Origin of the sequence: Burkholderia sp. Ax-1724 (genome assembly GCF_011752995.1) — a bacterium.
In the GTDB taxonomy this organism is placed as follows: Bacteria; Pseudomonadota; Gammaproteobacteria; order Burkholderiales; family Burkholderiaceae; genus Paraburkholderia.
Genome location: NZ_VWWL01000014.1, coordinates 116,500 through 137,800, shown reverse-complemented (window position 1 = coordinate 137,800; position 21,301 = coordinate 116,500). Strand labels below are relative to the sequence as shown.

19 protein-coding genes are annotated in these 21,301 nt (G+C 63.7%); 6 read left to right on the top strand and 13 right to left on the bottom strand.

The genetic code is table 11. The features are described from left to right. Positions 1-12 precede the first annotated feature (12 nt). The 3 genes from F3J19_RS18180 to F3J19_RS18170 all read left to right on the top strand — a co-directional run bounded on the left by F3J19_RS18180 (position 13) and on the right by F3J19_RS18170 (position 2,248). Positions 13-912 (top strand): LysR family transcriptional regulator, encoded by a 900-nt coding sequence (locus F3J19_RS18180; RefSeq protein WP_167043812.1) that lies wholly within the window; start codon positions 13-15, stop codon positions 910-912. Between the two features lie 194 nt (positions 913-1,106). After that, entirely contained in the window at positions 1,107-1,745 is a 639-nt protein-coding gene (locus F3J19_RS18175; RefSeq protein WP_167043807.1) for a LysE family translocator, read from the top strand. A gap of 98 nt (positions 1,746-1,843) precedes the next feature. Beyond that, the gene (locus F3J19_RS18170; protein WP_240159043.1) at positions 1,844-2,248 is read left to right on the top strand and encodes a hypothetical protein; all 405 of its coding nucleotides are present in this window, start codon (positions 1,844-1,846) and stop codon (positions 2,246-2,248) included. A 35-nt stretch (positions 2,249-2,283) separates the two neighbouring features. Here F3J19_RS18170 and F3J19_RS18165 read toward each other — a convergent pair whose 3' ends face one another. The 9 genes from F3J19_RS18165 to F3J19_RS18125 form a co-directional block, all read right to left on the bottom strand. Continuing rightward, entirely contained in the window at positions 2,284-3,321 is a 1,038-nt protein-coding gene (locus F3J19_RS18165; RefSeq protein WP_167043805.1) for an aminotransferase class I/II-fold pyridoxal phosphate-dependent enzyme, read from the bottom strand. A 225-nt stretch (positions 3,322-3,546) separates the two neighbouring features. Continuing rightward, entirely contained in the window at positions 3,547-5,262 is a 1,716-nt protein-coding gene (locus tag F3J19_RS18160) for a SulP family inorganic anion transporter (protein WP_205192986.1), read from the bottom strand. A 474-nt stretch (positions 5,263-5,736) separates the two neighbouring features. Continuing rightward, positions 5,737-6,774: a substrate-binding domain-containing protein gene (locus F3J19_RS18155; protein ID WP_167043974.1), complete on the bottom strand. Its 1,038-nt coding sequence runs from the start codon at positions 6,772-6,774 to the stop codon at positions 5,737-5,739. A gap of 576 nt (positions 6,775-7,350) precedes the next feature. Next, positions 7,351-7,761 carry a BON domain-containing protein gene (locus F3J19_RS18150; protein WP_167043802.1) on the bottom strand — a complete coding sequence of 137 codons (411 nt, stop codon included), beginning with the start codon at positions 7,759-7,761 and terminating at the stop codon, positions 7,351-7,353. A 195-nt stretch (positions 7,762-7,956) separates the two neighbouring features. Then, on the bottom strand, positions 7,957-9,444 hold the full coding sequence (locus F3J19_RS18145) for an MFS transporter (protein WP_167043799.1): 1,488 nt from the start codon (positions 9,442-9,444) through the stop codon (positions 7,957-7,959). A 160-nt stretch (positions 9,445-9,604) separates the two neighbouring features. Further along, positions 9,605-11,596: an aconitase family protein gene (locus F3J19_RS18140; RefSeq protein WP_167043796.1), complete on the bottom strand. Its 1,992-nt coding sequence runs from the start codon at positions 11,594-11,596 to the stop codon at positions 9,605-9,607. Between the two features lie 106 nt (positions 11,597-11,702). Next, entirely contained in the window at positions 11,703-13,070 is a 1,368-nt protein-coding gene (locus F3J19_RS18135) for a DUF308 domain-containing protein (RefSeq protein ID WP_167043793.1), read from the bottom strand. Positions 13,071-13,265: 195 nt separating this feature from the next. Then, positions 13,266-14,228, bottom strand: coding sequence for a LysR family transcriptional regulator (locus tag F3J19_RS18130; RefSeq protein WP_240159041.1), 963 nt, complete (start codon positions 14,226-14,228; stop codon positions 13,266-13,268). A gap of 89 nt (positions 14,229-14,317) precedes the next feature. Next, a complete protein-coding gene (locus F3J19_RS18125; protein ID WP_167043790.1) occupies positions 14,318-15,070 on the bottom strand; it encodes a 2OG-Fe(II) oxygenase in 753 nt (250 codons plus the stop codon). Positions 15,071-15,250: 180 nt separating this feature from the next. Here F3J19_RS18125 and F3J19_RS18120 point away from each other — a divergent pair, with 180 nt between their 5' ends. Beyond that, on the top strand, positions 15,251-15,907 hold the full coding sequence (locus F3J19_RS18120; protein WP_167043788.1) for a DsbA family oxidoreductase: 657 nt from the start codon (positions 15,251-15,253) through the stop codon (positions 15,905-15,907). Here the strand turns inward: F3J19_RS18120 and F3J19_RS18115 are convergent. After that, positions 15,810-17,255, bottom strand: a complete 1,446-nt coding sequence (locus F3J19_RS18115) for an MFS transporter (protein ID WP_167043785.1) — start codon at positions 17,253-17,255, stop codon at positions 15,810-15,812. The two genes, F3J19_RS18120 and F3J19_RS18115, sit on opposite strands and share 98 nt — an antisense overlap. 136 nt (positions 17,256-17,391) lie before the next feature. On the opposite strand from F3J19_RS18115, the gene F3J19_RS18110 reads away from it, so the two are divergent. Next, positions 17,392-18,117 (top strand): helix-turn-helix transcriptional regulator, encoded by a 726-nt coding sequence (locus F3J19_RS18110; RefSeq protein WP_167043783.1) that lies wholly within the window; start codon positions 17,392-17,394, stop codon positions 18,115-18,117. A 77-nt stretch (positions 18,118-18,194) separates the two neighbouring features. Here the strand turns inward: F3J19_RS18110 and F3J19_RS18105 are convergent, their stop codons facing one another. Beyond that, positions 18,195-18,515, bottom strand: coding sequence for a pyrimidine/purine nucleoside phosphorylase (locus tag F3J19_RS18105; protein WP_167043781.1), 321 nt, complete (start codon positions 18,513-18,515; stop codon positions 18,195-18,197). Positions 18,516-19,218: 703 nt separating this feature from the next. Here F3J19_RS18105 and F3J19_RS18100 point away from each other — a divergent pair. Next, entirely contained in the window at positions 19,219-20,073 is an 855-nt protein-coding gene (locus F3J19_RS18100; protein ID WP_345891048.1) for an MHYT domain-containing protein, read from the top strand. 24 nt (positions 20,074-20,097) lie between these two features. On the opposite strand, the gene F3J19_RS18095 is transcribed toward F3J19_RS18100, so the two are convergent. Continuing rightward, positions 20,098-20,457 (bottom strand): protocatechuate 3,4-dioxygenase, encoded by a 360-nt coding sequence (locus F3J19_RS18095; protein WP_167043779.1) that lies wholly within the window; start codon positions 20,455-20,457, stop codon positions 20,098-20,100. After that, positions 20,454-21,299, bottom strand: coding sequence for a gallate dioxygenase (locus tag F3J19_RS18090; RefSeq protein ID WP_167043777.1), 846 nt, complete (start codon positions 21,297-21,299; stop codon positions 20,454-20,456). The genes F3J19_RS18095 and F3J19_RS18090 overlap by 4 nt, the downstream gene beginning before the upstream one ends. Positions 21,300-21,301 lie beyond the last annotated feature (2 nt).

Below are 21,301 nucleotides of genomic sequence, written 5' to 3'. Positions count from 1 at the left end.
CGATCAATCGACATGCTGAGCGAACTGAAGACCTTCATCGCCGTGAGCCAGTACGGCACGTTTTCCGGCGCGGGCGCGCGCATCGGCCTCACGCAATCGGCCGTGAGCGCGCAGATGCAGCGGCTCGAACAGGAACTGGGCTTCCCGCTGTTCGACCGCACCGGCCGCTCCGCGACGCTCAACGAGGCCGGCCGCGAAACGCTCGCGCTCGCCGGAGACATCATGACGCTCTACGCGCGGCTCGCCGAACGCGGCGCGGGCGCGGCGGAAAGCGGCATGCTGCGGGTCGGCGCGATCGCGTCCGCGCAGGTGTCGCTGCTCGCCGACGCGCTCGCGCGCTTTCGCGACGACCGCCCCGGCTGGCGCATTCGCGTGGTGCCCGGCGTATCGCTCGGCCTGCTCGGCCAGGTGGATTCCGGCGAACTCGATCTGGCCGTCATCATCAAGCCGCCGTTCGCGCTGCCCTCGGAACTCGAATGGCGCACGCTCGTCGCCGAGCGGTTCGTGCTGCTCGTGCCGAAAAAGCTCGCGCGCGGCGCACGCTCGTGGCGCGAGCTGCTACGCAGCGAGCCGTTTATCCGCTACGACCGCGCCTCGTTCGGCGGGCGGCTCGTCGACCGTTTTCTGCGTCGCGCGCGTCTGACCGTGCGCGATGCGATCGAACTCGACGAATTGCAGGCGATCGTGCAACTGGTCGCGCGCGGCATGGGCGTCGCGCTGATTCCCGATACGGCCGGGCTCGGCAAATGGCCCGCGAGCGTCGTCGCGCTCGAACTCGGCGATCAGACGTTCCAGCGCGAGATCGGTCTCGTGCAGCGTCCGCGGCATAGCCGGCAAGCGGTGGCGGATGCGCTGGCGGAGTGTATTGCCGAAGCGGCGGGGGCGGCGGGAGCGGCCGGGACGCGTGGCTGAGCGGCCGCACGATAGGCACAATACGCACCAATACGCACGGCCAGCACGGCCGCCGTGCATCGCGCACGCGGCACGCCGATTGTCCTGCCATGCGAGCGGGCAACTGTATCTGTGAGTTTCGTGCAGCGGCGCGCAGAATCGTTGCCGACACCGAATCAGGTGAAGTACCCCATCCGCCCTCGTCTCCCGCCGCCATGATCGCCAGCCCCCTGCTCACCGCCGATGTCCTGATCGCCTACAGCGCCTATTTCGTCGGCACCGCGAGCCCCGGGCCGAGCAATCTCGCGATCATGTCGCTCGCCATGAGCACGGGCCGCCGCGCCGCGCTGACGTTCGCGCTCGGTGTGATATCGGGCTCGTTCTCGTGGGCGTTGCTCGCGTCGCTCGGCTTGTCGGCGGTGCTGGCCGCTTACTCGCAATGCCTCGTCGCGATCCGGATCGCGGGCGGACTGTATCTGCTGTGGCTCGGCTTCAAATCGGCGCGCTCGGCGCTCGGCGCGGGCAAACCGCTCGCGGGCGGCGCGCGGGCCGACGAGCCGCTCGGGCGACTCTATCTGCGCGGTCTGCTGCTGCATCTCACGAATCCGAAAGCGGTGCTCGTGTGGCTCTCGATCGTCTCGCTCGCGATGTCGCCGGTACACGGCGCGGCGCACGTGCTGCCGGTCGTGCTCGGCTGCATGGCAATCGGCACGACGGTGTTCGCGAGCTACGCGGTGCTGTTTTCCACGGCGTCGGCACGGCGCATCTACCTGGCGATCCGGCGCTGGCTCGACGGCTCGCTCGCGATCATGTTCGGCATCGCGGGGCTTAAGCTGCTGACGTCGAAAAACTAGCCCGCGCTTCGGCGTGCGCCGCCGCTCTGCGATACTGGCGCCATTGCGATACGAAGGGCACGCAGCATGGCCCACGACAAGGCACGCGGACAGGCACGATGAACGGCAACCACAAAGACAGTGGTAAAGGCAAAGGCAGCGGCGGCGGCAACGAAACCAGCCCCGCGACCGCACGCTCGCCGCTGCAAAAGCGGCTCTATGCGAGCGGCGCGGCGATCCTGCTCGCCGGCCTGATCGCGGCAGCGTTCATTCATGCGAGCGCGCCGCCGCCCGATAGCGCGGTCGCGATGTACAGCGCCGTCGATCCGCGTTACCAGATCGAACTACAGCAGATCGGCGGCAATGCGGCGGTGCTGATGGCGCAGTTGCATCAATGGTTCGGCAGCCTGTGGCACGGCGCGAGGCTGGCCTATACGGTCGCGGGGCTCGGCATCGCGCTCGCGGGCCTATGCTTTTTCATCGGCTATTTTTTCGCGGACGACGCCGGCGCACCACCGCGGTAGATGCCGCGCCGCGCCCGGCATCCAAGGATCAGCGCTCAGCCCAACGCCAGCCGGCTCAGGAACGCATCGACCTGACGCTCTTCGGTAGCCCACGACGTGACGATCCGCACCACCGAATGACCGTCATGCGCCGCGCCCCACACGTAGAACGCGAAGTCGCGCTTCAAGGCGGCAATGACCGGATCGGGCAGGATCGCGAATATCTGGTTCGTCACCGTTTCCGCCTGGAGCGCGTGACCGTTCGCCACGATCCCCGAGGCGAGTTTCTTCGCCATCGCATTCGCGTGCCGCGCGTTGGCGAAGAACAGATCGTGGTTGCCGAACAGTTCCTGAAACTGGATGCCCAAGACCCGGCCCTTCGCGAGCATGGCGCCCCGCTGCTTGACGTGGAACGCGAAGTCTTCTTTCAAGGCCGGATTGCATACGACGATCGCTTCGCCAAGCAGCGTGCCGACCTTGGTCCCGCCGATCCAGAAGATGTCGGCGAGCGCGGCGATCTCGGCCAGCGTCGCATCGTTGCGGTCCGAGGCCAGCGCCGCCGCGAGGCGCGCGCCATCGAGAAACAGCAGGAGGCCGCGCTGTTTCGCGAGGGCCGAGATTGCCCGCAATTCCGCCAGCGTGTAGAGCGTGCCCGTTTCGGTCGCGTTCGACAGATAGATCATGCGTGGCTTCGCCATGTGCGGGAAATGCGCATTGCCGGCGAGCGCGGCCTCGATATGCTCCGGCGTGAGCTTCCCGTCGACGCCAGGAACCGTGATGAGCTTGTGGCCCGTCGCCTCGATCGCGCCGGCCTCCCGCCCGACGATATGCCCCGAGTTCGCCGCGATGACGGCTTCGTGCGGACGCAGGCAGGCGGCAATCGACACGAGGTTCGCCAGCGTGCCGCTCGCGACGTAGTGGATCGCGCCGTCGAAGCCGTCGCCGAGGCGAGCCTTGATGCGTGCGGTGGCTTCGGCACAGTACGCATCCTCGCCGTATGCGGCCTGCTGGACGTAGTTCGATTCGCTCAGCGCGCGCAGTATGTCGGGATGCGCGCCTTCGCTGTAGTCGTCGAGAAAACTGAAAGTAGTCATTCGGTGCGTCTGCATTGAGTAGAGGCCGCCCGGAATGGGTACGCGGCCGGAATGAGCTTACGCGAATGCGCCGCCGGCGGTATGAAGGCTTGCCCGCCGGTGGCACGGTGAGGCGGCCATTATCGCAGCTTCGTCTTCAGGCACGGCTTCGCGCCCATGCGCCCGGCGAGGTCCGTGGCACGACATCCGCTTCATTGCGCTTCATGAACGAGCCCCAGGCATCCGTCAAGGCGCGCCCTTTATCTGCTCATGCGGATTTACCACGCCGGCCATCAGCAGCGCCTCGTGCAAGGTGCCGAAAATGCAGCGCTCCTCGACAATCGGCGTGATCCCATGCCGGTCCATGTCGGCACGCAGATAGCGGTTCACGCGCGCGAAGATCACGTCGATGCCGCTGCGCTTGAGCGACGCACACAACTCGCCCACCGAACGCGCTGCCGAATAGTCGAGATCGGTGATCGCGCTCGCATCGACGACGAACCAGCGCACCGCGCTCGGCGCATGCCCGATCAGGCCGCTGACGTCCTCGACGAAAAAGTGGTCGTTCGCGTAGAACAGGTCGGCGCCGAAGCGATAGACGATCAGGCCCGGCGCGGTCTCGCTGCCGGGCACGGCCGGCACCGGCACCCATAGCCCGTCGCCGTTGGGCGCGAGCATCATCGTGTGCGGACGGTAGCTATGGCGCACATGGCGCAGCAGCGACAAGGCGACCGCGACCAGAATGCCGTGCTCGACGCCGATCAGCACGACGGCCGCCGCCGTGAACACCGCGAGCGCGAATTCGCCGGGACTCTCGCGGCGAATCGCGGACAGCGCCGACAGATTGACGAGCCCGACCGCGATCGTAAACACGATGCTCGCGAGAATGCAGTGCGGCAGATATTGCAGATAGCGGCTGAAAAACAGCAGCACCACCACGACCACGGCCGCGAACACGAGCTGCGCGAACTGGCTGCGCGTGCCGGCGCGATCGGCCATCGCGGTCTGCGTCGGACTGCCGTTGACGACGAACGCGCCCGAGAACGCCGCCACCGCATTGGCGGCCGCGATGCCGAGCAGGTCGGCGTTGGTGTCGACGGTTTCGTGATAACGCTCGGCGAACACGCGGCTCGCGGCGGCGCTCTGCGCGACGATCATCACGAAGCAGGACGCCGCCACCGGCAGCAGATCGAGCATCTGCTGCCACGTCACCGACGGCACGCGCAGCGGCGGCAAGCCGCCCGCCACGGGTCCGAGAATCGAGATGCCGTGCGCCGCGAAACCGAATACGTCGCTCGCGGCAATGCCCGCCACGACCGCGATCAGCGGCACCGGCAGACGCGGCCAGAAGCGTTTGCAGAACAGGATCGTGGCGGCCACCAGCAGCGAAATCGCCAGCGTCGCGGGATGAATCTGCGCGGCTTCGCGCACGACCAGCAGCAACTGGTCGACGCTGCTCGCGGCATGTCCCGGCACGCCGAGCATGTCGCCGAGCATCGCAATGCCGACCTGCACGCCGACCCCGGCGAGAAAGCCGACCAGCACGGTACGCGAGAGGAAATCGGCGAGAAAACCGAGCTTGAAGATGCGCGCGATGAGCAGCAGCGCCGCGGTCAGCAAGGCGACCATCGCCGCGAGTGCCGCGTATTCGGCGCTCGAAGCGGGCGCCATGGTCGAGAGGCGGCTCGCGAAAATGGTCGCGGTGGCGGAGTCGGCGGCAACGACGAGATGCCGCGAGGCGCCGAAAAACGCAAACGCGAGGAGCGGCAGGAAAGCGGTGTAAAGCCCGGCGACGGCCGGCATGCCGGCGATGCGCGCATAGCCGAGCACCTGCGGAATATCCATCGACGCAAGCTGCACGCCGGCCAGCGCATCGCGCGCCGCCGCGGCGCGGCTCAACGGAAGAACGCCCTTCAGTACGCTCACGCGCACCGTCATTATTTTTTGCAGAAATTCTTGCATACGCGATACTGCCCCTAAACAAAGCTTATCGCGCATCGTGCCCTGAACCGGCACGCAAAGACAAGACCTGACGAATGATCGGGCAGGTGGCCGGGAAGCCGGAAACAGGAAAGCAGAACGAAAGAAAGCCAGCTTCCGCCGCTAGCGAAGCTGACGACAACCTAACCAGGAACGAAGCGCTTCACGGTTCTTCACGGCTCGCGCGCGAACCGAACCGGCCCGAAGATTTAACGTTTGAATTGCCCTGTCTGCGGGTCCACATGGCGTGCAAAACCGAACAACGCAGCGATGCAGAAAGGACAGGCGATCAGAAAGACGGCCAACATCACGGTCACCCCGTAACAACTTGTTACCGGAGAGTTTAAGGGTTTTGTCCGCGAATTAAATGAGGGAAAACCGCAAAGCACTGTTGCGCGGTATTACAACTGTCTTAAAGAGGCCGGTCGTGAGACCCGCTGAAAACACGGAGTCTCGTCACGAGGTCTTCCTCGAATCCGGCGCGGGCCCCACCGACGCACGCATCGTCACGCTGACCGGAAACTCGCGGAAAATCTCCCAGGTGGTGCGATAGCACGCGTTGATGAGCCAGCGCACCGCGTTGCGCGTCAACTCGGCGGTCGGAATATGCACCGACGTGAGCCCCGGCGCTGCATAGGGGGCCGAGTAATCGTCGTCGTAGCCGATCACGGAGATATCGTTCGGCACCGAAATGCCCGCCTCGTAAAAACGCGCGAGCACGCTCACCGCCATCGTGTCGTTTGCGCAGAACAGGCCCGTCACGCGCCGCTTCGTATCGAGCAGCTTCTGCGCGGCCGCATAACCGCCTTCGGGCGAGAAGTCCGATTCGATCAGCGTGACGTCCTCGCGCGCAATGCCGGCGCGCGCGAGTTCGGCGAAAAAGCCGTCGATCCGCATCACGTTGTCCGACGCGCTAGCCGGCCCGGCAATCACGCCGATCTCGCGATGGCCGAAATCGAGCAGCGTGCGCGCCGCGAGTTCGCCGCCGCGCCGGTGGTCCGCGCAGAACGACGCATCCGGCAACTGCTCGAACGCGCGATTGAGGAACACCATCTTCGGGTGCATCCGATGCAGCATGATGAGGTCTTCGTCATGCAGGTCGTGGCTGATCACGACCACGCCGTCGCAATCGCGGCCGATCAGAAAGCGCACCGCCTCGATCGCCTGCTCGCGCGGCGATCCCTCGCCGCAACCAGTCGCGACCACTACGTGGCGATGCACCGCGCGCAGTTCGGTATCGGTCTGCTTCAGGATCGTGCCGTAGTAGGAACCGAAAAACGTCGGCACGAAAATACCGATGATGCCGAGCTGCCGCGTCGCCATCGCCCGGCCGATCGACGACGGGCGGAAGTTCAGCGTCTCGATGGCCGCTTTCACGCGCGCGGCGGCTTCGGCTGAAACCGGTCCTTTGCCGGAAATGGCTCGTGAGGCGGTCGACATGCCCACGCCGGCCAGTTCCGCGACGTCCTTGAGTGTAGCCACGCGGTTCTCCATCAAGCCTTGTTTCGACGAGCCGCCATGCGCGTTCGCGATGCGGCGTGAGAGAGGCGCGCCGCCCGCTTCGTCGAACAGCGGGACAGGCGCGGCGTCGAACGAAAACGCCACGGTATCGACTACCGCTAGCGGCGTTCTGGTCTGATCGATCGACGCGATCTGCTCGCCATGATAGGCGGGCAGAATGACGCGATGATTGCTCCGCGGCTCCATTGGTGAAATTTTTGTGCGCTCGGTGCTCATGGCCGGATATAGCGCATAGGGATCGCCGAGCGGCACAGGCGCGCTCGAGACCATCGTACGCACGAACACGATGGCCAGCGGCATCGGCCGCAATCGGGGTTTGTCGGGAGTTTGACTGGCGCGCGTCGGGAAGACACGCGAGACATGGGTAGCAAAAAGATGAGCGATGCGCGAAGACACCGCCTGTGTGCCAGGTAACGGCGCATTCCGCGCCGTTGGCAGTGAGCGTATTTCGTATTGCCGTGGCCGGACGCCGCTGCCCGAAAGAACAGTACGCGTCGTGTTGCGGCAGAACGCACTACCGCAACACGACATCCACAACCCGCGACGAACCTATCCAGCCAATGACGCGTGACCTTGCCCGATGGCCGCCATATTCTTCTTGCGCTCCGTCAACCGGTTCGACACGCCGGTGACTCCGCGCACCGAGCGTGCCGCGTTGCCCACGCGCGAGATCTGCCAGCTTTCGGGCACGGTCCCCGTGAGCGTGACGACACCGCGACGCGCCCTGATGCGAATCCCCGAATCGTCGAGATCCGGTACGCGCCTGAGGGCGCGGCGCACGTCGAGAATGATCGCGTCGTCCGACCTGCGCCCGGGCGGCGAGGCCGAGACCGTCATCATGTGCGCGGCCTCGCCGGCCGGCGCGCTCATGACCTCACCGGCATTCGCATAGCTCGCGCAACTTGCGATGAGCGCGACCAGCGCCGCGCCGATCATACTGCTCGTCCCGTTCGTGTTCATGCGGCTCCTCTCAGGTGCTTTCAGGTTGGCGGCGCAAAAACACACGCATCGCGCCGGCATGTTGTTTCAAAGTGCTTCGCACATCTTACGCAACTTCGTCGATGTGCAAATACACGTTTTGGTGAACAACCGTGACCGGCGGCAGCGCTGAAGCAAGCGGAAAAAACCGCGTGGAATGGCCGGGTTCGGCCGACGCTACTTCGAGATCTTCTCCAGTTCGAGCCCATTCGTACGCGGTCCCATCAAACCGATCGCGAGCATCACGATCAGCATCGCCCCGGCGATGAACACGAACACGCCCGTCGTGCCGAAGTAGCGCAACACCGCCGCGATCAGAAAGGCCGTGAAAATCGCGGAAAAACGGCTCCACGAATATACGAAGCCCACCGCGCGCGCCCGGATGCTGGTCGGAAACAGCTCCGACTGATACGCATGATAGCTGTACGAAATGATGTTGCCCGCGAGCGTCAGGCACACGCCGAGGCTCACGAGCAGCACCGCGCCCGATGCCTGGCTGAACCACAAGCCGCACACGATGTTCACGCCGGCCATCACGACGATCACGGTCTTGCGCTCGAAACGGTCGCCGATAAAGAGGCCGATCACGGGCCCGAGCGGCGCCGCCAGCGCGATCACGCTCAAATACATGAGACTCGTCGTGATCGTGATGCCCTGCTTGATCAGCAAGGTCGGCACCCAGTTTGCGAAGCCGTAGAAGCCGACCGTCTGGAAGATGTTGAAGATCGTCATCATCAGCGTGCGGCTGCGATACGGCGGCACCCACATATCGCGGAAGCTGCCGCGAGGCGCGACCGGCACCGGCGGCGCGGGCGGCGGCAACTCGCGGCCGTATTCGCGGCGCACGGCCGCTTCGAGCGCGCTCATCACGCGCTCCGCCTCGGCGAGGCGTCCCTGCTGCGCGAGCCAGCGCGGACTTTCCGGCAAGGCGCGGCGAATCCACCAGACGAACAGCGCGCCGTGCGCACCGATCAGCGCGACCCAGCGCCAGCCGTCGAGACCGAACAGCGTGCGCGGCACCAGCAGGAACGAGAGAAACGCGACCACCGGCACGGCCGTGAAGCCGACCGCCTGCTCGCAGGCGAATGCGCGGCCGCGAATCTGCTTGGGTACGAGTTCGGAGATGTATGTGCCGATCGTCACGAGTTCGACGCCGATGCCCACACCGGCCACGAAGCGCCAGAAATTGAGGCCCGTCGCGGTGTCCTGGAACGCCATCACGACATTGGCCACCGTGTACCACAGCAGCGAATACGTGAACACGGCGCGGCGCCCGAAGCGATCCGCGAGAAAACCGCATGCGATCGTGCCGATAAACAGCCCGCTGAACAGCGCCGCGATAAAGCTCGCGACGCCGGTCGAGCCGAACAGGCCATGCGTGGTCGCGCTCAGGATTCCACTTTTGACGAGACCCGGCGCGACATAGCCGGAATACAGCAGATCGTAAAGCTCGAAGAAGAAGCCGAGGCTCAGCAGCACCACGAGCTTCCAGATCGAGCGCGTGGCGGGCAGCCGGTCGAGGCGCGCGGAAATGCTGCCGGCGTCGAGCGGCGCGGCATGGTTTGCGTCGTCCGCCTGAGGCGCGATGCGCTCGGCGGCGCTGCCGGCATGCGCCGCGTTGCCGTCGCTGCGCGCGACGGACCCCGCTTGATCGGGGGATGTCATGTTGTATGTCTCCAGGTGTTGCGACTGTCATGACGGCCGCCTGTCCGGCAAGACAACGGGGCTTGCCTAGACCGCGTTGGGACCGCTTCGCTGCCGGCCCTGCGTTCTGTCGCGCGTCGCACGCACCTCGATACGGCCTGGCCGGAGCCCGGCCTGCATTCTAGCCGTGCGCGCGCTTCAATTGTTCGAAGCTCGTGATTTTTCCGGCCAACGCGCTGGCCGCAACCGTGTAGGGGCTCGCCAGCCACACCTCGCCCGGCCCCGAACGGCCCGGGAAATTGCGGTTGATCGCGCTGATCGTCACGTCGCCCGCATGCGCCGATTGTCCCGGCCCGCAGTTCGCGCACGAGCCGCAACCGGGCATCACGAGCGTCACGCCCGCGCGTTCGAACACCGGCAGATAGCCCTGTTCCTCGCAATACGCGCGTACCGCCATCGTGCCGAATTGCAGATAGAGCCGCGTGCCCTCAGGCACGCGCATGCCGTGCTGCACACCCCAACGTAGCACGTCGTGATAGAAATCGAAGTCCTCGCGCTTGCCCGCGGTACACGAACCGCCGTACGCGATATCGATTGCGACGTCTTCGCCCAGTTGCCGCGCGGGCACGCCATTGCCGGGGTCGCCGGGACGCGCGAGCATCGGCTCGATGCGGCTCGCGTCGATGCGGATCGTGTCGCGATAGGTCGCGCCCGCGTCGCTTTTCATCCAGCTTTCCAGTACGAAATCGATGCCGCGGCGTTCCTTCAGGAACGCGACCGTGCGCTCGTCCGGCTCGACGATGCCGGTAAAGCCGCCCAGTTCCGCGACCATATTGGTCAGCGTCGCGCGTTCGTCGATCGACATCGCGCGCACGGCCGCGCCGCCGTATTCGAACACGAGGCCGATCGCGCCGCCCGAGCGGATCGCATCCCTATGCAGCAGATGCAGCACGACGTCCTTGGCGGTCACGCCATCGTGCAAATGGCCGTCGATCTCGATGCGCAGCGTTTCCGGCACCTTGCAGCGCACGTAGCCCGTCACCCAGCTATTGGCGATTTCCGTCGCCCCCGCGCCGAACGCGAGGCAACCGAGCGCGCCCGAATGCGGCGTGTGCGAATCGGTACCGCACGCGACCTGCCCCGGCAACGCGTATTGCTCGGCCATCAGCGCATGACAGATGCCCTCGGAGCCGGGCGCGCCATCGAACCTGTCATCAAGCGAGCCGTGCGAGCGCACCGGATAGTCTCGCGAGAACGAGGTGTGCCCTGCCATCAGATTCGCGACGCCAGGCAACAGGCCATCGCGCACGTGCGGAATGCTTTGCGGCGCGAGCACGAGGTGATCCTGGAACGCGATGATGTGATCGGGCGCGTGGAGCGGCGCGGGCTTACCGAACGCACGATGCATCAGATGCGCGCACATGCCGGTGAAGTAGTCGTGGCTGAAGCGCCAGTCGGCCGCGATGAATACGCCGTCGCCGCGCCGGGCACTGGCCGTGCCCGGATGCAGATGACGGTCGATGATTTTCTCGGCCAGCGTCTTCGGTTCGGCGCTTGTCTCTTCGCTTTCCTCATCGTTTGCCGCCCCGCTCGCGGCGCTGCTGCCGCGCTGGCCCGGCGCGGGCCAGTCCGCGAATCTGCTGTATGCGAGCAGACCACCGCTGCGAATGATCTGCTGCGTGAGCGCGTCGCGTCCCTTGAGAAATTCGTCGATCGCAATCGACTCGCCCGCGAGCAGCCGGTCGAGCACCGAGAAATCGGTCGTGGTCAGAATGCCGATGTTGTCGCAATTCTGCTGATAGATGCGCTCGAAGCTCTCCGCGACGATAAGCCGGATACCCGCCGACAACTCCGCGAGCGGACTCGACTCGCGCGACGAACCCTTGCCGTAGCGCTTGCCCGCCACGGTAACCTGGAAGCCGCCGTCCTTCACCGCGTTGCGGCCGATCGGCAGACGCTCGCCCGCCTTGAAGCCGACGTAGGGGTATTGGCCGAGGCGCTCGTCGTACGTGAGCATGACGGTGACGGGCGTGATCTCGTCGGTGGAGACGTTGTCGCGCAACGGGCCGGCGCTCGCGCGCGTGAAATTCCGGCCGGCAAGCTGCGCATCGATCACCGACGGATCTTGCGACAGGTACAACACGCGGCCGTCCAGACGAATCGTATCGTTCATGAATGCATTCTCCTTGCGCTCACTATACGGCGCGCAAGGTCGATGCCGAAGTGCCGGTGTAGCAACGCTGCCGTCTCGTTTCGCGAGGGCTCGGCGGCGTGCCGCCTCAGCGGGACGTATCCTGCTCGCGCCATGCCCTTTTCTGATCGAATAGCTTGCCGACCGCGATCCGGGTAGCCTTCCACCACGCAAACGGACGCGGGTCGGCGAGCATGCTCAGCGCCCGGGCGTAATCGAGCGTCAGACCTGGCGTCCAGGCCATCGTGACCGCACGTTTGCGGATCTGCGCCGCCACCCAGAGTTCCGGCGTGACGAGTACGCGAAGGAACGCGCCCCAGCCCGTGCGATCGCCGCGCAACCGGCCCACTGCCCCGTCCAGTGCCGCTTCGAGCGCGTACGAAACGCTGCTCGAACAATTCCGGTGAGTGAGGTTGTAATTGGTATCGCGCCGGTAGCTTTCCCAAAACGTTTGAAGTTTAGCCGCATCGTAATTTCGAATCCGCACGCGAACGGTCGAAGGACACCATGCCTTCGATTCGGTCGCATAGTCGGGCTGAAACAGGCCGGGGACGTCGTTCTCAGCGCTGGCCCGCAGGATACGGCCGAACTCGTCAGGTGAACGATCGATTTCGACACCGGGGTAGAGACTGATGTAGATACCTTCGGGCGATTCGAGTGCCGCGTGGCCGGTCGAGATCACGCCATTGGCGTCGACCGCGGCGATATAGCGGTCAATCACCGGATGACGCTGCGCCGGCGCCCGCGATGATCCTGAGGGGGTCCAGACATGAACCGTCAGGGCGCGCTCCTCATCCTCGGGCGGCCCATCCCACTCGGTGCGATCGAAAACGCGGCTGTCCGCGTTCGCATCGACATCGGGCAGTAGCGCGGAGCGCTGCGAACGACGCAGTGCGGGATTGCTGGCAAGGCGCCGCACACGGAATGCCAGCGAGATCATGTTCAATCCGCCGAAGAACAGGAACAGGCTCAAGGCATACGGCAAAGTGCCAACATAATGAGTCGGATAGGGCTGGTAGAAGAAAACGGCAATGAGAATTTCAACCACGCCCCACGAAAATGCGATCTTCCAGCGGCGATAGCGGACAACCCAGCCCGCTATGCATTGCAGAAGTCCATCGACGAGAAAGAGCGTGCCGAAGATCATCGACAGAATGAAATTTCCGTGATGATGCCCGGCAAAGATCAGTCCGGCCGCTCCTACGACGGCAAAGCCCTTGACGTACCGTAGCGCTCGCTGTCCGCCCACGCCGGTCCAGGCGACCGCGAGCGTTGCGAGCCCTTCCGCCAGAAACAGCCACGCGAAAAAGATAATCGGAAACTGGTGCACACCGAGAATCACGTCGATAAAGATGGCCAGGCCCGCAATGATCCAGATCAACCCGATCAGGAAAATCATGCGGGCACGTCTGCGCAGATACGCCACACCAAGAAGGAGTAGTACCAGCCTCACCATAGCTATTCCGTGCTCCTTTTCGATACAAGGTTCAACGCAAGCGTATAGCGCAGTCACGTTGGCCGACACTATTGTAGTGAACATAAAGGAATACGACTTTCGAAATATTCACTCAATATTCCAAAATGAATAGACATGGCTATCGGTCTGTCAGTGGATCGCCATATGCTAATCGCACGTCAAAACCCATCATTTTCATAGCGACGATTCCGACGAGATCTCCCCCGTGCCACCACTGCGCCGACGACCGCCTGACCAGGCCTGATCGCCGAGAAACGCGACCAATGCCGCCGCGCTCGCACTCAATTGCTCGCGTGCCCTGAAGATCATGATGAGATGGCGCTCGGCCCACGCATTGCTTAATGCCAGCAGCCGCACGTCGAGCGTATTCACGTAGAGCAGGCCGACCGGCTCCGGCACGACCGCAATGCCGAGACCCGCGTGGACCATCCGGCACAGCGCGTCGAGACTGCTCACGCGAATCCGCACGTCGAGTTGCCGGCTCGCATTCGCCGCCTGCTGCGTCAGCAGACGTGTCAACGCGCTTTCGCTGCGCAGGCCGACGAAGCTGTCGTGCAGCAGATCGTCGAACGCCACGCGCGACGCGCTCGCAAGCCGATGAGCGCCGGGCACCAGCACCGCGAGCCGATCCTGCCGATACGGTGCCTGCTCGAACGCTTCGCTGCCCGCGACCGGATTACAGATGCCGAAGTCCGCGCCGTGTTCGTCGACAATACGCAGGACGTCCGCGCTGTTTTCCTCTTCGAGTTCGATCGACACGTCGGGAAACGCGCGGCCGAATGCGGCAACGTCTTCGGGCAAAAACTGCACGATCGACGAAAGATTCGCCACCACGCGCACGCGCCCTTTCGCACCCGATGAAAAGCGCGACAACTCGGCGCTCATCTGTTCGATATTGCCGATGATCGCCAGCGCGTAGCGCAGCACGGTCTCGCCGACCGGCGTCACGGTAATGCCGCGCGATTGCCGTTGAATGACCGGCAGACCGATCACGGCCTCGATCTCCGCAATGCGCCTGCTCACCGCCGACGACGCGATGAATTCGCGCTCTGCCGCGCGCGCGATGTTGCGCTCCTGGCAGACGGCGACGAACAGGCGCAGCGAAGTGAGATCGAGTTTCTTGAGCAGGTTTTCCATGGGACGTGGCGCGGCTTTCGAGTGCCGCGAAGAAACGCTGGAATCGTGGCCCTTATCGTCTCATGGAGTGCGTCGTCGCGCCATGGCTGTCATAGCGCGTCGTGAAAGATGATGCCTATGGTATGCCGGTGTCCCGAACGCAGACGGCTCACACCATGACGCAAATTCACGCGATACAGGCCGCGCGCGCCTTGCACGGGCCGGCTGTTGACGGTGAACACCACTGCATCGCCCTGAGCGAGCGGCACGACTTCGGCACGCGACTGCATGCGCGGCCGCTGCTCCGTCATCACGAACTCCCCGCCGGTAAAGTCGCGCCCCGGTTCCGACAAGAGGATCGCAACCTGCAGCGGAAACACGTGTTCGCCGTATAGGTCCTGATGCAGGCAGTTGTAATCGCCCTCGCCGTATTGCAGGATCAGCGGCGTCGGACGCACCTGGCCCGCGTAATGGCAACGTCGAATGAAATCGGCGTGCTGCGGCGGATAACGCACGTCGATACCCATCGCCTGGTTCCAGCGGTTCGCGACCGGCACGAGATGCGGATAGATCGCGCCGCGCAATTCGCCGATGATGTGCGGCAGCGGATAGGCGAAGTACTTGTATTCGCCGCGGCCAAAACCATGACGGCCCATCACGATACGGCTACGATAAAGACCGTCGCGCGAATAAAGCGCCGCGAGCGCATCGCACTCGTGCGCCGTGACGAGTTGCGGCACGGCCGCGCAGCCGTATTGATCGAGGTCCAGCTCGATCCGGCGCCAGTCGAGTGTGTCGACGCGCCGGTCGATGGTGGGCGCGGATGCGGTGGCGAGAAGCGCCGTGGAGTGTGAAGTCGTCATCGAGGTGGCGTGAAGGGAATCGATAACGTCAGTGTACGAGTACGACGGTGCGAAAACACTCCGGGTCTTGCGCTCATATTCGGCGGCCCTGCACGCGCCGACGATTCACGCTACGCTGTCGGAATTCGCCGCGCCCGCATTCCGCGAACTTCACGGCACTTCTTCCCTTCAAGGACCGCAATGAAACAGCAGCTCACCATCGATTTCGTCTCCGATATCGCCTGCCCGTGGTGCGCGATCGGCCTGTCGTCGCTGCAGCTTGCGCTCGCGCGTCTGCACGATCGCGTCGACGCGCGAATCGCCGTGCATCCGTTCGAACTGAATCCGCAGATGGGACCTGACGGCGAAGACATCGTCGAATATCTCGGCAAAAAATATGGGCGCACGCCCGCGCAGATCGCCGAAACGCAGGCGATGATCCGCGAACGCGGCGCGAGCGTCGGCTTCGATTTCGGTCCGCGCACACGCACTTACAACACGTTCGATGCGCACCGTCTGCTGCATTGGGCCGGCATCCGGGGCGAGCAGTTGCCGCTCAAGCTCGCGCTGCTGCGCGCCTATCATGCCGACGGCAAGAACCCCGGCAATCATGACGTGCTGATCGAAGCGGCGCGGTCGGTGGGACTCGATGCCGAAGAAGCGCGCGAAGTTCTGACGAGCGGCGCGTATGCCGACGAGGTGCGCGAAGAAGAGAAGAATAATCAGCAGATGGGCATTCAATCGGTACCATCGATCATCTTCAACGGTCGCTATCTGGTGACGGGCGGGCAGCCGGTGGAGCAGTTCGTGCAGGTGATCGAGGAGATCGTCGCGAAGGGCGAGGCGTCATTGAGCTGACGGCATACGCTGAAAACCAGACGATCCCGGCTGCCATCGACAACGCAGCCGACAGCAACAGGCCGCCGCGCATGCCGTCGGCAATCGAATGCTGTAGCGCGAGCATGCTCCCCGAAATGGCGACGCCGAGCACCGCGCCCGTTTGACGCGCGGCATTGAGCACCGCCGCCGCGATACCGGAGCGATCGATCTCGACCGATGCCATGAGGGTCGCCGTGGTGGCGGGGGTAATCAGGCTCGCGGCAAGACCGATCGCGGGCAAGGCGAACGCGAATGGCGCATCGGAAAAGCAGGAGACGATCGCCCACAAACCGGTAAAGCCGAGCGCCGCGAGCATGCACGCACCGGCCACGAGACGCCTCGGTCCCAGCCAGGCCACGGCGCGTTTCGACACGAGGCTGCCGATCGGCACGACGATCGTGAGCGGCAGGAAGGCCAGCCCCGTCCGCATCGGCGAGTAGTCGAGCTGATGCTGGAAGTACAGGCTGAGGTCGAATATCAGGCCATAGAACGTAAAAGCCGAAACCACGGAAACGAAAATCGCGCAGGAAAAGCCCGCATGGCGAAACAGGCCGAAAGGCAAAACCGGCTGCGCACTCTTCATTTCAATTGCGACGAACATGCAGCCCGCGAGCAGTGTTGCCGCGATGCCCACGACAATGGGCGGCGCGGACCATCCCTCTGCGGGCAAACGGATGACCGTGATGTTGAGCAGCGCGAGCGTCGCGATTGCGGCGATCTGCCCGGCGATATCGAAACGATGCGCGGCGCTGCCCGGCTCTCTCGCCGGCATCGACACCCTGAACGCCAACGCGATGCCGGCAAGGCACACGGGAACGTTCAGCAAAAAAATGCTGCGCCAGCCGACCAGTCCGATAACCACACCGCCGATCAGCGGCCCTGCCGCCATCGCGAGGCCCCCGAGTCCGGCCCATACGCCGAATGCGGCCGCGCGCTCGCGAGGATGCGGGCACGCGCGATTGATGAGTGCAAGCGAAGCGGGCACCAGCAGTGCTGCCCCGACACCTTGCACAATGCGCGCGCCGATCAGCATCGCAAGGCCGGACGCCGCGCCGCACAACGCCGAAGCCGCGGTAAAAATCGCGAGACCGGCAATATACACATTGCGCTCGCCGAGCCGGTCGCCGAGCGTGCCGCCCGACAACAGCAGACTCGCGAAGGTCAGCGTATAAGCATTGACGACCCATTGCAGCCCGCTCATGCCGGTCGCAAGACTCGCCGATATCGGCGCCAATGCGACGTTCACGATCGACGTATCGAGGATCACGACGACATAGCTGAGGCTCGTTGCAAGCAGCACGGTCCGTTGCCGTATTCGAGCGTTCATCGGGCGAGTCTCCCTTGAAAACATGGCTGGTATCGCTTCAGTATCGGGGATCGAGGGGCCGCGATGCTTCGATGCGCGTCGAAGTATCCGGGCACGAGTTTGGGCTACGCTATCGGTCAATGCTCAGGAGACGAAGATGGACGTTCAACCGAAAATCGCGGCGACGGCCTTCCTGATCGCCGATGCGGCCCGCGCGGCCATGCTGATGACACTGGCCGATGGCCGCGCGCTGCCGGCCGGCGAGCTGGCCTACGCGGCCGGCGTCACGGCGCAAACCGCGAGCAGCCACCTCGCCAGGCTGCTGGACGGTGGCCTCATCACGGTCGAAAAAGAGGGACGCCACCGCTACTATCGACTCGCGGATACGCAGGTGGCGTCGCTACTCGAAAACCTCGCGGCAATCGGCGCCACAGCAACGGCGCGCCGCAAACCGCGTGGCCGCGATGCGCGGCAATTGCGTTTCGCGCGATGCTGTTACGACCATCTTGCCGGTCAGGTCGGCGTGGCGATCACGCAGCAGTTGATGCAGCGCGATCTTCTCGCGCCCGGCGAAGACAAGCGTTTGGAAGTTACGCAAGCCGGCGCGCGGTGGTTCGGTGAACTCGGTATCGACGTCGCAGCACTGCGACCGGGCAAGCACGGCATCGCACGCCAATGCCTCGACTGGACCGAGCGGCAACACCATCTCGCCGGCCCGCTCGGCGTCAGGTTCATGTCGATGCTGTGCGAGAACGGCTGGTTGCGGCGCGCGTCTTCATCGCGGGCGGTGCAGGTTACACCGCTGGGCCGGACGGCGCTGTATGAGAAATTGGGCGTAACAGTGGATGACCTGGGCGAAGATACGGACGATCAGAGGAAGTAAGTTTGCGTGGCATGCGGCTGCGGGCTACCGGCGCGAGGTGCATGCGGCATCCCCCACCGCATGCGCCCTACCCGCTCTTACAGATAGCTGCAAACGTAGTCGAGCGTTTCGATCACCTCGATATCGAAACGGCTCTTGCCCGGCACCGAAAACGATTCGCCCTCGCCATAGGCCTTCCATTCGTCGCTGCCGTCGAGGCGAATACGGCATTTGCCTGCTTGCACTTCCATGAGTTCCGGCGCGTCGGTGCCGAAGTTCAGCATGCAGGGCAGGATCACGCCGAGCGTCTTGCGCGTGCCGTCGGCAAACAGAACCGTGTGCGAAACGCACTTGCCGTCGAAATAGACGTTGGCTCGTTTGACAACGGAAACCTGATCGAATTGTGTTGCAGCCGTCATGGCGGTCTTCCTCTGGATCATCGTGAATGGATGCGCGGCCCCCGGGCGGCCAGCGCGCGCGGCATCCGTGCAGGCCGCTCGCGCGGCGTTCGAATGCGGGCGCGAGTCCGCCATCATACATGGCTATTCACGGCGATTGGCAGCGTTCGGCGGCGGTAATCGCCGGTGTACCTGGCAACCGGACAAGTGTCGTCAAACGACATTGCCGCAAGAAAGGCTGCGATCTTCGAGGTCGAATGTCCGGCGCGCTATTCGGAAGTCGAGATTGCCGGACTGCGCGGCCATGGCGGAGTAAGGGTGTCCGCATAGGTCATCAGCGAAATGCGCGCACCGCTCGCGACTATATCGCACGTCCTGTCTTGTCTCATTGCGTGCCCCGGCAGGCAGAAAGAACATTGATCCCCTGCTGGCGTTATACCGTAGCAGGACGTGAAAAGCATGCCCGGGGTTTCTCCCGATCCGCTCTTTCCCACGGCGACACAGCTTATTGCGCACGCATGAGAATTTAACAATTCACTCGGTATTGATTGAAGAAAATCCTGTCTGCGTATCCAATCCTTAATTAAAATTTCTCAAATCTGTATTACACTCGACCGGACTTTTTTTCCATAGTGCGGCTTGTATCGGGGTATAGCCGGAAAGAAGCGTGGAAAGAACATAACCGCACAGGCCAATGCGGTTTGCAGGGTCGGATTTTTCATGGGTGAAAAATCCCAGCGAGGTTGCCAATAATCGCTATACGCGCTATCACAAAAGCCATCGACTTATGCAAAGCACCTACAACCTGTGGCTCGTCGCCATTTCCTTACTCATTGCGACGCTCGCCTCTTACACCGCACTCGATCTCGCCGATCGCATTTCGCTGCTCGCCTATGCGAGAAGACGCCAGATATGGCTCGCCGGCGGCGCGTTGGCAATGGGTGCCGGAATCTGGTCGATGCATTTCATCGGCATGCTTTCTTTCTCGCTCAGCATTCCGATTGGCTACGATTTCAGAATAACGATCTACTCGTTCGCCATCGCGGTACTGGTGTCGTGGTTCGCATTGCAGACCGTCACGCGCAAACGCCTCGGCATATTCCGCCTGTTCGCGGGCGGTGTGCTCATGGGTTTAGGCATCGCCAGCATGCATTACGTCGGCATGGCCGCGATGTTGATGTCTCCCGCGATTCACTACGACCCCGTTCTTTTCATCGCGTCGATCGCGATTGCGATTGCCGCGTCCACAGTGGCGCTCTGGAGCGCCTATACGCTACGCACCGCGGAGCGGCGGCACGTAACGGCCAAACGCATCGGCACGGCACTGGTCATGGGCATGGCGATTGCCGGCATGCACTACACCGGCATGGCCGCGGCGGATTTCGCCGTCGGCTCGATCTGCGGCGCGGCGGGCGGCGTCAGGCCCGAATGGCTCGTAACCGCGGTCACACTGGCGGCAATCGTGATCCTCGCCGTCACGCTGATAGTTTTTCATCTCGACGCGCGCGCCAAGTTTCTCGACGATTCGGTTGCGCAACTCGACGATCACGTCGAACGCATTCGAGGCACGACGCGCTAATGAGCGGTTGCCGCCATGCAGCGTTTAAACCGCTTCCGGCACCCGGCGCGTTTTCAGGAATGCTTCGAGTGTTTCGCCGCGCATGCTCGCGTACATGCCGAGGTTCGTGATCTTCACGACACGCGCGAACTTCTCCAGCACGAAGAAGCACACGCCATAGCGAATCAGGCCGATCCAGTCCGTGTTGTCGACGAGCGCGCGCTCTTGCGGCGTCAGAGCCGCCGCATCGTAAGCGGCCGCACGGTTTTCGAGCCACAGCGCACGCGCGGGCGCCTCGCGCATCTGCCAGAAGAAACGGTTCAGACGCATCGCCTTCATGCTCTGGCGAATGTCGAACGGATACGTGCCGGTCAATGCTTCGACACCGATCAGTTGCGGATTCATTGCCCCACCTCTTCTTCATAAATCGTCACGGCCATTGCGGTACTGGTGGCAAGATAGTAGTTGCGATGCAGTTCGCGGACCTTCGAACCGAGCGCGCCGCGCATCGCGAGCCACATGATCGTCTCGACGCTTTCCGCGCCGCCAAGACGCACGTAGTCGACGTGCTTCATCGCGGCAAGACGCTCGGGATCGCTGACGATCAGGTCGAGAAATTCCATGTCCCATTCGGTGTTGTTAAAGCCGCTGCGCTCGCCGTGTACCTGGTGAGACAGGCCGCCCGTGCCGACCACCACGACCTTGAGGTCCTGCTCGAACGATTCGATCGCGCGACGCAGCGCCTGGCCGAGCCGGTAGCAACGATTCGCGGTCGGCAACGGATATTGCAGCACGTTCACTTCGAACGGCACCAGCGAGAGCGGCCAGCCGCCTTGATGCGGCAACATCAGCGAGAGCGGCGAATTGCAGCCATGATCGAGCGGGCGGTCCTGGAAGATCGTCAGATCGAATTCGTCGTTGACCATCTGCTCGGCGATATGAATCGCGAGATCGGGATGGCCCGCGATATCCGGCAAGGGACGCTTGCCCGCGCCTTCATCCGCGAATTCGTGATTGGCCGACACGCCCAGTGCGAAAGTCGGATAGCAGTCGAAGAAGAAGCTGTTGGCGTGATCGTTGTAGAACATCACCATCACGTCGGGCTTGCGCTCGTCGAGCCATTGCGCCACCGGCTCATAGCCTTTGAAAAGCGGCGCCCACGCCGGGTCGTTCTGCTTGCCCTTGTCGTACGCCAGGCCGATTGTCGGCACATGCGACGTGCCGATGCCACCAATGATCCTTGCCATAT